The organism is Paenarthrobacter sp. NPDC089322, from assembly GCF_040684895.1.
In the GTDB taxonomy this organism is placed as follows: Bacteria; Actinomycetota; Actinomycetes; order Actinomycetales; family Micrococcaceae; genus Arthrobacter.
Window position 1 is genome coordinate 110495 of record NZ_JBFBGW010000003.1, and the last position, 11954, is coordinate 122448.

Consider the following 11954-nt stretch of genomic DNA (forward strand, 5'->3'; position numbering starts at 1 on the left):
CGATGTCGAACTCTACTGATTCGTATGTTGTACCCGGGGTCGGTGCCGGTTTGCTGGATGTATTCCGGCGCCGGTACCTCCTCAAGCTGATTGTCCGCAAGGAACTCCGGGTCCGGTACCGGGGCTCTGTCCTTGGACTGGCTTGGTCCTATGTGAAGCCGCTCGTCCAGTACCTGGTTCTGTTCTTCGCGCTGGGTATCGTCCTTCGTGTTGGTGACCAGATCCCCAATTACGCCCTTTACATGTTCTCGGGCGTGATTGTGGTCAACTTTTTCACCGAAGCTTTCTCGAACGCCACGCGCTCCATAGTGTGGAATTCCGCATTGGTAAAGAAGATCTACCTTCCCAGGGAGCTCTTCCCGGTCGCTTCGGTCTGGGTGGCTGCTGTCCACTTCCTGCCCCAGCTGGTTGTTTTGCTGGCCGCTGCTCTTCTGAGCGGCTGGCGGCCGGATGCCATGCAGTTGGTGGGTGCGGCCTTGGGCTTCGTCATTGTGGCTATCACCGCCACCGGCCTTGGTCTTCTCGCAGGGGCGATCAACGTATTCTTCCGTGATGCCGAGAATATTGTCGACATGCTGATGATGGTTGTCACGTGGACTTCTCCGGTCCTGTACGACTGGACGATGATCCGCCGGCTCGCTCCTGACTGGGTCCTGACGATCTATCAGCTGAACCCCGTGACGGTGGCAGTGGAACTCTTCCACTGGGCTTTCTGGTATCCGACGGTGACGAGGCCCGTGGAGCTACCCCCGCACCTGATGTTGACCGGGCTCGCAGGGTTGGGCATGGCCGCTGTTTTCCTTATTATCGGCCAGCTGGTTTTCCGCCGGCTTGAAGGCCACTTTGCGCAGGAGGTCTAAGTGGGCGCCGCCGTCATAGTCAAGGGATTGAAGAAGACCTTCAACCTCCGTCACTCGCACTCACTCAAGGAAACGCTTGTGTGGCTCGTCAAGGGCCGCAAGGGTGAACTCACCAAGAAGTTCGATGCGTTGCACGACGTCAGCTTTGAGATCCAGCCGGGGGAGACCGTCGCACTTTTGGGCTTTAACGGCTCCGGAAAGTCCACCTTGCTGAAACTCATCTCAGGGGTCATCCTGCCGGACAAGGGCACCGTGCGGACCAAGGGCCGCGTGGCCGGGCTCATTGAAGTAGGCGCAGGATTCCATCCGGATTTGTCCGGGCGGGAGAACGTCTTCCTTAACGCGGCGATCCTCGGGATGACTGAACAGGAGATCAACGAGAAATTCGACGAGATCGTTGCCTTCTCCGAGATCGAGCAATTCATCGACACGGAAGTGAAGTTCTATTCGTCCGGCATGTTTCTGCGCCTTGCGTTTGCGGTAGCGGTTCATACCCAGCCGGATATCTTCCTGGTGGATGAGATTCTTGCCGTGGGCGACGAACCCTTCCAGCGGAAATGTTTGGCCAAGATCAAGCAACTCTCCGAAGAGGGCAGGACACTTGTGGTGGTCAGCCATGACCTGGACATGATCTCGCGAATCTGCGATCGGGGAGTGGTGCTGTCCTCCGGCACGGTCCAGTTCGAAGGTCCGGCGGACCAGGCTGTCGCTTGGTTGCGGGAACGCAACTAACCGGCATCCCCCTTGCAAGAGTGGTCCCGTCACGGACCGCTCGCAAAAGCATCTTAGAAAGGCGATCGTAGGAATGGGTATCGGCCCCCTGCTGTTGTGTGTACTCCTGATCGTTGTGTTGTGGTGGGGTCCTGGTTGGCTCCTCGGCGAGGCACTGGGGGTCCGCAGAACGCTCTTGCCTGTTGTGGCTCCTTTGCTGGGTATGGGAGCGTTGACGGTCATTGGAGTGATGGGAAACTCGCTGGGCCTCAGTTGGCAGTTGCTGCCTGTAACGGCAGTCCTTTTAGTGCTGGCCGGCATACTTTTCGGAGCCCGGATCCTTTTGCGCCGGTATTTCCCGGACAAGTTCGGGACGCCTGCCAGGAGCCAGCCAAGCATCTTCGGCAAGCACCGTTTTGCCGGCTCCTGGTGGATCCTGCTGGCCGGGCTCGTTGCCGGCGGGGCAGTGGCAGGAGTCTCATGGATTGTTGGTACTGAAGGCCTGCTGGGGATTAACCAGGATTGGGACATTCCGTGGCACGCCAACATGATCCGGCTCATTTCGGTCAATCATGAGTGGGACCCGGGCATCGCCGGAAACTTCGCGTACTACGACACCTCCATCCCGGATGCTCCCATCCGGAGCTACCCCATAGCGTTCCATGCAGTCTTGTCGTTGTTCTGGCCGCTGAGCAGCGTCAGCATCCCGGTCTTCCTTAATGTTTTTGTCCTGGTGATGATGGCGGTCCAGTTGCCCCTTAGCACGATGGCACTCACCATGCTGGTGACACGGCGCCCGATCGCCGTTGCCGCAGCGGCGGCGGTTTCAGGGTGGTTCACCGTGTACCCGTACGATCTCCTGTGGCGTGGCCCCTTGATCCCCTTTTTCGCGGGCATGCTGTTGGTGGGGCCCTTCGCCTTCCTGGCGGTCAAGGGCGCACTGGAACGACAAAAGTTCTGGGTTCTCGGCATAGCTTTCGGTGCGGTGGGCGTTATCGCCGTCCATCCTTCACTGGCCTTCGTGGTGTTGCCCGTACTTGTCTTCTGGTTGTTGTCGGCGCTGATACGACGCAAGGGCCGCATCCTTGGCATCACCGTTTATCTGGCCGTGTCCGGTGTCCTGGCAGCAATCATCGGCATGCCGATCATCGCGCAGATGCTGAAGGAGTCTGCCCGCGTTTCCAAGCAAGTGTGGGCAGCGGATACAGATCGGAACGGCGCGATCCAGAACATCGTGTTCCTCAATCATGGCTCCATGGCGATGCCGATCCTGACGGCGCTCGTTGCCCTGGGCTGCCTGGCAGTCGCCTTCCGGATCCGTATGTGGTGGTACTTCGGGCCCGTGCTGGCCTTCGCGTTCCTCTCCGTCTACACCATGGGGAGTGACAGCCCTCGCTTCATGACGCTGACGGCGCCTTTCTACGATGACCAATGGCGCATCTTCGGCATCCTGGTGATGCTGCTTGTGCCCCTTGCCGGCTTGGGTGTCGCACAGGCGGCAGAAGCAGTGGAGTGGGCAATCAGGAGGATCCGCAACCGTCCTGTCCGGTCCAACGCGCACGAAGGACGCAGGCCCAACCATGTAGTGACTGCTGCCGCGGCTGCCGCAGTACTTTTGGTCAGTGGCATCGCGGCGATTCCCTACTTCAAACAGAACGCGCAGCGCATCAACATCAATACAAAGGTTGACGGTGCCACCTTGAGCACCTCGGAAGTCGGGCTGCTGAGCAAGATCGACCAATACGTCCCGCAAGATGCCACCGTTCTCAATGATTCGTGCGACGGGTCTGTATGGATGTATGCCTTGGGCGACCGGATGCCCATGATCCGCCACTTCGAGATCCTTCCAACGAACCGGCAGTTGCTTGTCCTGCAAAAATTGCCGGAACTGGCTACGGACCCTGAAGTTCGCGAGGCCGCCGCTGAGCTGGGCATCGAGTGGGTCTACGTGGCCGACGGCCGGATCCGGGCCTGGGATGAACCCAAGGCCGGCTTGACGCAGCCTGATTCGATTCCTTTCCTTAAGCTTGTGGTGCGCGAAGGGAACGCAGCGCTCTACCAGATCGACTGGTCGCAGTTGCCTGGCGGCAAGGAAGCATTCGACGCCGCCGCCAAGGACCGTGTGCAGCTCGATGGAGTCCCTGGAATACTCGAAAACCGGAATCCGGATGGCATTGCCCCGCTTGGAAGGATTTGCTGACCATGAAGGCATTCATCGCCAAGTTGCTGGCGTCCAGCCTGTTCCGTTTCCTTGTGGTGGGCGGCTTGAGCTTCCTTGTTGACCTGGGCCTGCTGGCCCTGTGCTTCCAAGTGTTCGGCTGGCCGCTGTGGCTGGCAACGGGCGCGGGCTTTTGGGGAAGCTTCTTCTTCAACTACTTCCTTCAACGCCACTTTGCCTTTGGCGGGGGAGGAACGGCCCTGGGCGGTGTGCTCCGGTATTCAGGCCTCTTGGCATTCAACACCGTGGCGGTCATGGGAATCGTTGAGCTTTTCCAATTCCTGGGTGCGGGATACGTCGTCGGTAAAGTAGTGGCGACGATCGTGACCATGGGATGGAACTACTTCATTTACAAGCACTGGATCTTCCCGCACAAGAAGCAACCGAAGAACGCCAGCGAACAGACTGAAGGCGCGTCAGGCACCGACGCGCCGGCACAAAAACTCACCCCTAACAGCAGCGAAGGATAATCGATGTATCGAGGCGTTCGAATTGCCGCGGTAGTACCGGCCTACAAAGAAGAAAACCACATCGCACAGGTCATCAAGACGATGCCTGATTTCGTCGACGACATCGTCATTGTTGATGACTGCAGCCCTGACGACACTTCGGGCGCCGCGCGCCGTGCTGACGATGGCAGGGTCACCCTGATCCGCCACGAGGTCAACCAGGGTGTTGGAGGAGCCGTGCTCACCGCACATAAGGCGGCCATGGAACTTGGTTCCGACATCAACGTTGTCATGGCCGGTGACGCGCAAATGGACCCGGAGTACCTGCCCCAGCTGTTGGATCCCGTAGTGGACGGCTACGGCTTCGCCAAGGCCAACCGCTTCTTCTCCGGCGAGTCCTTTGCCGGTATGCCCGGCTACCGTATCTTCGGCAACATTGTCTTGTCCTTCATGACGAAGCTTGCCTCTGGATATTGGCACATCTTCGACCCCCAGAATGGTTACACCGCCATCCGGACCGAAGTCCTGCGTCGCCTGCCCATGAACAAGGTCGCAGCGCGTTACAGCTTTGAAAACGACCTCCTGATCCACCTCAACATTCTTGATGTGCCGATCGTCGACGTGCCGATTCCGGCGGTCTACGGTAACGAGGTTTCCAGCATCAAGCTTCGGAAAGTCATTCCTGAGCTTCTTGCCATGCTCTTTGGTGGCTTCTGGCGCCGGGTGTGGTGGAAGTATATGGTGTGGTCCTTCTCGGCAGTTGCCCTGCTGCTGATCGCCGGGCTTGTCCTCATCCTCATGGGGCTCGTAGTTGGCGCCTGGGTCCTTGCGGCAAGTGTCGGTTCTCCCACGGCGGGGTCGGTGATGCTGGCCGTCGTGCCCTTTGTGCTGGGCGTACAAATGCTGCTTGTCTCGCTTCAATTGGACATTCAAGCCAGCCCCGACAGGCCAACCATGCATCCTATGAAGGAACGTGCCTGACAACACGGACTCACATAAGGGCCCGGACGCTGATGAAGCAGTCCGGGCCCTTGTGCCATATCAGGTTAGGGGAGTGACGTGAATCCGCCCCAGCCCCAGCCGACCTGGCTGCGCGAGAGCCATCCGGATGTCCCGTTGCCGGGGTACAGGAACAGGCTTCCGCCTGTGTCCCGGGCCAGGACGTCGTTCTTCCCGTCCCCGTTGAAATCGCCCGGGCCGATGATGGCGGTCATTGAGTTCCAGCCACTTCCCACCTGAACCCGGCTGAGCCAGCCGCCTGTGCCGTTGCCCGGGTAAAGCCACAGGAGACCCGACGTGTCCCTTGCCAGCACGTCTGTCTTACCGTCTCCGTTGAAGTCGCCTGTACTCAGGATGGCAGTCATCGCGTTCCAGCCGGTTCCGACTTGCGCGCTGGACGCAAAGCCCCCGGTACCGTTGCCCCGGTAGAGCAACAAAGCACCTGTGGAGTTGCGTGCAAGGACATCGGCCTTGCCGTCCCCGCTGAAGTCTCCCGGTCCAAGGATCAGCGTCATCCCTGCCCAACCGGTCGCGACTTGTACCCGGGTTTGAAGCCCTCCGGTGGCGTTGCCGGGGTACAACCAGAGGACGCCGTTCGTATCCCGTGCCAGGACATCGCTTCGTCCGTCCCCGTTGAAGTCCTTGGTGGGGACAATCGCATTCAGAGTGTTCCAGCCAGTGCCAATCGAACGCTGCGCGAGCCATCCGCCCGTGCCGTTTCCGGGATAGAGCCACAGCGTCCCGCCGTTGTCGCGTGCCACGACGTCGTTCTTGGCGTCGCCGTTGTAGTCCTTCCATGTGTTGGCCGGCGGCGCTGTCACGGTGTAGGCCTGCGTTCCGATTGCCGAACTGTTGTTCGAGGCGTCTACCGCGAAGTACTTCAGTGTCATCGCCGCTGTCAGCGTGATGGGGGTGGAGTACTTGTTGGCGGCTGTTGCCGTTGGGTTGGTTCCGTTGGTGGTGAAGTAGATGCTGGATCCCGCTTCGTTGGCCGAGAGCGTGATCTGTTGGTTGACCGGGTAGCTGCCGGCTGGCGGCGTCACCGTCACAACGGGCGCGGTGGTGTCCAGCACCGTGTACAGCCTGGTTGCTATCTGGGATACATTTCCGTAGGCATCCACAGCCAGTGCCTTGACCGTCGTGTTGGCCGTCAGTGCAAACGGGGCCGTGTAAGCCTTGGTGCTTCCGGTCGCGGTCGTGGCAGGGGTGGTGCCGTCGGTTGTGTAGAAGATGCTTCCGGCTTCACTGGAGGAGATGGTGACCAATTGACCCGAGGCGTAGCCGCCGGCCGCCGGCGTCACGGACACCGTGGGCGCGATGTTATCCAGCACATAGGTCTGCGTGGCGACTGCTGACGTGTTTCCCGCAGTGTCCCGGGCAAAATACTGCAGCGTCATGGACGTCAACGCAATCGGCCCCGAATAGACGGGACTGGACGTTGTGGGCGTCGAACCGTCGGTGGTGAAGTAGATCGTGGCTGCTTCATTGACCGAAAGGGCCACCGTCTTGTTGGCACCATAGGTTCCGCCGGCGGGGTCCACGGAAACAACCGGTGCTGCTGTATCAGGAGCGAAAACTGTCACGTTCCTGGTGGCAGTGGAGGTGTTGCCTGCAGCATCCCTCGCTTCCACCGTGAACGAGGCAGGACCGCTCGGGAGGTTCGTGTAGGACTTGGGTGATGTGCATGCCGTGAAGGCATTGGAGCCAAGCTTGCACCTGTAACCTGCTATGTCCGAAGACGTGGATGTGAAGGTGAACGATGCGGAGGTGCCCACTGTTGCGCCCTCGGCGGGAGCCGTAATGGAAACCTGCGGGGCCGTCAGGTCGGCAGTAACCGTAACGGACGCCACCGCGCTGACGTTGCCTGCCATGTCGGTAGCCCGCACCCTCAGGACGTGCTGGCCCGCGGTTGTGAGGTTGAAGACGTAGCCGTTGCTGCAGGCTGTAAACGCAGTAGTGGAATCTACCGAGCAAGACAGGGTGGAGTCCGCTTCCGAGGTGACGCCCAGAACCGGTGCCTTGTTGACCGTCGCCCCAGCCGCGGGCGAGGTGATCACCGGTGCGGCCGGAGCTGTGACGTCGACAGTGAAGGCCCTGGATACGGGGAGGCCCGAAGGTGCCGCCCTCACCGAGAATGTGTAGGCGCCGTTGGCCAGTGGAGTTGCGGGCGTATAGGTGCCGCTGGAGCATACCTGCCACACGGGCGTCGCGGTGCTCAGTTGGAGGCTGCAGTCGAGAGCCCCGCCAGGAGGCGTCGAGGCCACAGCAAAAGTAGGCGTCGGGTCATTGGTAAAGGCCGGGTTGGCAGCCTGGGTGCCGTCTGCCGCCGTCGGGCCGCTGACGATGGAGGGAACTACGCCGCCCAAGGTGAGCAGCCTGCCCTTCTGGCTTGGTTTGGCCGGGTCCAGCTGTCCCGGGTCTTCCATGACGAGCAGTTTCCCGTCCCTCATGGACAGCCCGCCCACCTTGCTGAAACCAAGTGCCCATTGGTTGTCCACGGTGTCGGTGCTGAGGTCGATGCGGGAAATCGTGTCCTTTCCGGCGTCTGCCGTGGTGGTTCCATTTCCCGTGCCCGTGTACAGGACCAGCGGTGAATGCCAGTCGTAGTAGATGGCGGTCGGCTTCCCTACGTTGTAGAGCGGTTGGGGCACGAAGTTGGTCAGGACGCCATCGGCGGGTGCGGTGAACACCGTCAACCCCGACGTTTCTGCCACATACACTACGACGTTGCCGGCGCTGTTGCGATGCGTAGCAGCGAGGCCGAGCGAACTGGAATTCACGGATGCAATGGATTCGATGCTTGGGTGGAGGGCAGTTGGGTTGACGATCTTCACGATCGACCGGGCGTTGGCGAACGAAAGGTAGATGTTGCCGTCCGGGCCGTCACTCACGGCATTTGGGCGCAGGTCGCCATCAAAGATGGTCAGCTCGCCGTCATAGACGAAGACACCATCGGACGGGTCCCAGAAAGCGCGTACGACGGCGGAACTTCCGACGGCGGCATCCGGAATGAACGCGAATTCGTCACCACTGCCGTGGCTGGCTGGTGACGGATCGATCAGGGCAGGGCTTCCAGCCAAGGCCGGGCCACCTTGGTGGCCCGGGAGGGTGCCGCCCAGGCAGGTTCCGGTTTCCAGCCCGCCAGGGGTGGTGCCGCTTGCTTCGGTCACCCGGCAGAACCCGGCCCGGGCATCCGAAACCCAGATCCTCCCGTCAGGGTCAACCAAGGACCCCGAGGCCTTGGTCAGTCCTACTGCCACGGTTTGACGGGCTTGGTCCGCTACTGCGGTACCTGCAGTGAGCAGGCCGGTCAGAGCTGCTGTGGCGAGGCTCGCGGAGGCCAGAAACGCTGTCAGTTTCTGGCGGCGTGGTCCGCCGGCCAACCCGCGGCGGGCATGCGGTTGGGCTTTTCCATGAGAGGTTCTTGAGCGACCGGCGAGGGCAAGACACGCCAAACCAAGCTGAAGAACACTGCGATTGCGCGTGTCCACCGAGGGATCCCCACTTCATTCGGATGCTCCCCAGCTCCGCATGCATTGGTTATTCGCCCCACGCCGTTGCCGGCTGCGTCTACGTACATCTTCCCCCAATTTTCACATTTGTCACTAGTGTGTTTTTCCGGAGCCGTAGTTTGACCGTGGAAACTGCGTCGGACATGGAGCTGCCCTTGACGTCTTGACCGGGCAATCCAGCCACCGCACGATTGAGGTGGAGGACACAATGCGCAGACTGATTCCGACGGTGGTGCCCATGTTGGTGATGCTGGCTGCGTGCACTGTTCCATCGCCGCAAGCGTCTCCGGGAGCGAGTACCTCTGTAACCAACACTTCCAGCGCCACAGCCGAACCCAGCCAATCGCCGTCGAACGTCCCGGGAGGCACCGGGACCGGCGAGCCGACCGCAGCAGCGGATGAGCCGGGTCGGTGGGCCTACCGCTGCTCCAGCCTGGATGCATCCCCGGAAGTCCAGTTGTCGAGCCTTGCGGAGGTGTGGGCTGCCACCAATTACACGCGAATGGACTCCTGCGAGGTGACATTCACCGGCGAAGAGCCGTACGAGCCAACGCCCCGGGAGGCTGAAGCTATCGGGATTGCCGACCCCCAGGGGACGGACAGCGGGCTGGACGTGATCGCGAACGTGCTCCGGCTTTGCACTCGGGTCAGCGACGAGACCGGTCCGGACGGTTTCCAGGACGCCGGTCGCGAAGAACTGCAGGCCGCCGCGTCGTACTGTCCGGATGCTCCCCAAGGCAAGATCATCGCGGCTTGGGCCGATGGCACGAGGGTGGGCGATGGAAGCCACGTTGCCGGCGAAGCCGTGGAACCGGGCACGTACCAGCTCGTCAAGCAAGGCCCGTCTGCCGCTGAATGCACGTGGTCCGTGGCAGGTTCAGGCGGGAGCGAGGCTGCCCGGGGCGGACTGTCCGAAGCGATGAACGGGACGCAGATCGGAACCGGCCAAAACTTTACTAGTGACAAATGCGGGATTTGGGGGAAGATGTACTAAGACGCAGCCGGAAACGGCTTGGGGCGAATAACCAATGCATGCGGAGCTGGGGAGCATCCGAATGAAGTGGGGATCCCTCGGTGGACATGCGCAGGCGCAGTGTTCTTCAGCTCGGTGTGGCGACACTTGCCCTTGCCGGTTGCTCAGGAACCAATGTAGAAACTTCCCGGACGTCGGCCCTTGATATGGCGCCTGTCGTTGCCAACGATGACAAAGTCCCCAAGGAACGGCCCGAGCCGCTCATCAGGTATCAGTTCACGTGCACGGCCGCCGATGGCAGCCTCATTGGCACGTTCTCGAGCCTTGAGGAAGTGTGGGCTTCGACGAGGTATATGCACATCACGGACTGCCGGGTGGCGTACGTGGGCAGTGGCCCGCATGTACTGACGGCCGAGGAGACGGCCGCCGTCAACGCGGCAGTGGCTGCCGGCGCCCCTTCCGGACAGCCTTCGGAACTGTGCCTCCGCATCATCCGGGCGAGTACGCGGACCGATCACCGCACCTTGGACGCTTCGCTTGCGGCATACGGGGTGCCGGTGGTTAAGGGGTCCTTGACGCTGGCGCCGTTGGCACCCCAAGCGGTCCTGCTCACGAGATGGCTCAAGACCGTAGCGCCCGGGCAATAACAACATGAATGGGCGCGGATCCAAGGATCCGCGCCCATTGCTTATCTGTTTCTTCGCTAGGCAAGCAATGAATTCATCGCATTGATAAGCGTCGTCTCAACGCCGTCTGAACCGCCTTTGAAATGGGCCAGATGGCCGTAAACGGTCATTGATCCGCCGGCAATTCCGGGAAAATCGGGTTCCCAACCGCCCTCATAGCTGCCAAGCGGCATGAAAGGCGGGAAGAATTCATTGCTGGGTATGTAGCAGCAGGATTCGTTTGCATATCCGCCCACGATAATTCCGTTGTTTCCGCCGTTCCGGCTACGGAAATAGGCTGCATATCCACTGACAAGTTCTCCGCCGATCATGGCAATTTTCAGCTGGGGACTGCCATTGAATTTCCACACCTGGAAGGGGGAGGGTACTGCTGTGTCGTAGCTGTTGCTGTCGATCCGCCCGATCATGACCTGGGCGTGCCGCTGGTACCACTGTGGCTGCCCGTTGGGGTTGGCCAGGCGGGAGACGTAGGCAGCACGAACCGCCGCCAGGTTACCGGCCGTGGGAGTGATATCGAGTGGCAGTTGGACCTCCTGGTAGCGCGTGACCATCGGGCCGCTGAGCGCCCGCCCCGCCGACTGCATGTTCGTGTGAACGGTGGCGCCCAGGGCATCGCCATGCCGGTCACGGAGTTCCCACCCGCGCACGCCGCCCGGGTCCTGGTCTCCAGCGGGTCCCTGGATGAACATCGCGAAGCAATTCGGGTTGCGGTTCTCGATGTAGTTGCAGGCGCCTGCGGCGAAGTCCCCGTCGAAGAGCGTCCGCAAGCCGGCGCTGATCGGATGGCAGCCGTAACTGAAAATGACGGCAGCGGGAGTACCGTTTCCCCTTCGTGCGACGAGGATCGGCACCGCAGTTTCCGTGTAAGGCAGACCCACCCTGTTCGCGGAAAAGTTTTGGGTTGACACTTTGTAGTCGAATGTCACCGAGACTTCGTCGGCATCCAAGGCGGCCTGCGCCAGGTCCACCACTGTGTCCTCCAGGTCCGCGCTGTAGGACTGTACCAATCCGAGGTCTGACAACCCGTACGCCATATAGGGGTGCAGCGTGTCGATCAGGGCGGGTCCATTGTGCGTGTGTGTGGCCTGGATCAGGATGTCGCTGCTTGTCCAATCCGCCAGGCCGATGATCCTGTCGCGGATTCTTTGGTGCATGGCCCTCGGCAGCGCCAGGACGTCCAGGCTGATGATGATGTGGGGGTGTGCGTCTTCCCAGATGAGGATTGCCCGAGCATAGAGGGGCTCGAACGGTGAACTGCTGGTGGCCTCGCGACCGCCGTCGGTGGACCCGTATCCTGCCATGTACGGATTGGTGCTCAGCGACGGCGTAATGTCAGTGCTGGCAGTTCCAACTCTAAACGCCATATAAGATCACTCCTTGATTGCGCGCAATGGGTGATCTTCTTCGCTTGCCCCCAAACAAAGTACGTTTCCCGAATGCGCCGAACAGCCAATACGTGAGACCACCTTCATTAGACCATGTGATCCCGCAATTTAGGGGCGCCCGGGGGAATTTAATTGTGGACCCGGCAAGCGCCGATGGGTGC

At 60.8% G+C, this 11954-nt stretch carries 9 protein-coding genes; 7 read left to right on the forward strand and 2 right to left on the reverse strand.

Going from position 1 to position 11954, the window contains the following annotated elements:
* Positions 1 to 2 precede the first annotated feature (2 nt).
* The 5 genes from AB0N65_RS04485 to AB0N65_RS04505 all read left to right on the forward strand — a co-directional run bounded on the left by AB0N65_RS04485 (position 3) and on the right by AB0N65_RS04505 (position 5219).
* Positions 3 to 860, forward strand: a complete 858-nt coding sequence (locus tag AB0N65_RS04485; protein WP_364158258.1) for an ABC transporter permease — start codon at positions 3 to 5, stop codon at positions 858 to 860.
* Complete coding sequence (locus tag AB0N65_RS04490) at positions 861 to 1592, forward strand: ABC transporter ATP-binding protein (protein WP_364158261.1); 732 nt, start codon at positions 861 to 863, stop codon at positions 1590 to 1592. It abuts the gene before it with no gap.
* A gap of 73 nt (positions 1593 to 1665) precedes the next feature.
* The gene (locus AB0N65_RS04495; protein ID WP_364158264.1) at positions 1666 to 3771 is read left to right on the forward strand and encodes a DUF6541 family protein; all 2106 of its coding nucleotides are present in this window, start codon (positions 1666 to 1668) and stop codon (positions 3769 to 3771) included.
* Between the two features lie 2 nt (positions 3772 to 3773).
* On the forward strand, positions 3774 to 4259 hold the full coding sequence (locus AB0N65_RS04500) for a GtrA family protein (RefSeq protein ID WP_364158266.1): 486 nt from the start codon (positions 3774 to 3776) through the stop codon (positions 4257 to 4259).
* A 3-nt stretch (positions 4260 to 4262) separates the two neighbouring features.
* The gene (locus AB0N65_RS04505) at positions 4263 to 5219 is read left to right on the forward strand and encodes a glycosyltransferase family 2 protein (RefSeq protein ID WP_364158269.1); all 957 of its coding nucleotides are present in this window, start codon (positions 4263 to 4265) and stop codon (positions 5217 to 5219) included.
* Positions 5220 to 5284: 65 nt separating this feature from the next.
* On the opposite strand, the gene AB0N65_RS04510 is transcribed toward AB0N65_RS04505, so the two are convergent.
* Positions 5285 to 8728: a chitobiase/beta-hexosaminidase C-terminal domain-containing protein gene (locus AB0N65_RS04510; RefSeq protein ID WP_364158272.1), complete on the reverse strand. Its 3444-nt coding sequence runs from the start codon at positions 8726 to 8728 to the stop codon at positions 5285 to 5287.
* Positions 8729 to 8957: 229 nt separating this feature from the next.
* Between AB0N65_RS04510 and AB0N65_RS04515 the strand changes: the two genes are divergently transcribed.
* Together AB0N65_RS04515 and AB0N65_RS04520 are read left to right on the forward strand one after the other, a co-directional pair.
* On the forward strand, positions 8958 to 9743 hold the full coding sequence (locus AB0N65_RS04515; protein WP_364158275.1) for a hypothetical protein: 786 nt from the start codon (positions 8958 to 8960) through the stop codon (positions 9741 to 9743).
* 185 nt (positions 9744 to 9928) lie between these two features.
* Positions 9929 to 10369 carry a hypothetical protein gene (locus AB0N65_RS04520; RefSeq protein ID WP_364158278.1) on the forward strand — a complete coding sequence of 147 codons (441 nt, stop codon included), beginning with the start codon at positions 9929 to 9931 and terminating at the stop codon, positions 10367 to 10369.
* 56 nt (positions 10370 to 10425) lie between these two features.
* On the opposite strand, the gene AB0N65_RS04525 is transcribed toward AB0N65_RS04520, so the two are convergent.
* Entirely contained in the window at positions 10426 to 11772 is a 1347-nt protein-coding gene (locus AB0N65_RS04525; RefSeq protein WP_364158281.1) for a hypothetical protein, read from the reverse strand.
* Positions 11773 to 11954 lie beyond the last annotated feature (182 nt).

What these genes read in the sequence shown, in the direction of transcription:
- AB0N65_RS04485 (WP_364158258.1), top strand. Translation starts at nt 3, where the DNA reads ATGTCGAACTCTACTGATTCGTATGTTGTACCCGGGGTCGGTGCCGGT.
- AB0N65_RS04495 (WP_364158264.1), top strand. Translation starts at nt 1,666, where the DNA reads ATGGGTATCGGCCCCCTGCTGTTGTGTGTACTCCTGATCGTTGTGTTG.
- AB0N65_RS04500 (WP_364158266.1), top strand. Translation starts at nt 3,774, where the DNA reads ATGAAGGCATTCATCGCCAAGTTGCTGGCGTCCAGCCTGTTCCGTTTC.
- AB0N65_RS04505 (WP_364158269.1), top strand. Translation starts at nt 4,263, where the DNA reads ATGTATCGAGGCGTTCGAATTGCCGCGGTAGTACCGGCCTACAAAGAA.
- AB0N65_RS04515 (WP_364158275.1), top strand. Translation starts at nt 8,958, where the DNA reads ATGCGCAGACTGATTCCGACGGTGGTGCCCATGTTGGTGATGCTGGCT.
- AB0N65_RS04520 (WP_364158278.1), top strand. Translation starts at nt 9,929, where the DNA reads ATGGCGCCTGTCGTTGCCAACGATGACAAAGTCCCCAAGGAACGGCCC.
- AB0N65_RS04525 (WP_364158281.1), bottom strand. Translation starts at nt 11,772, where the DNA reads ATGGCGTTTAGAGTTGGAACTGCCAGCACTGACATTACGCCGTCGCTG.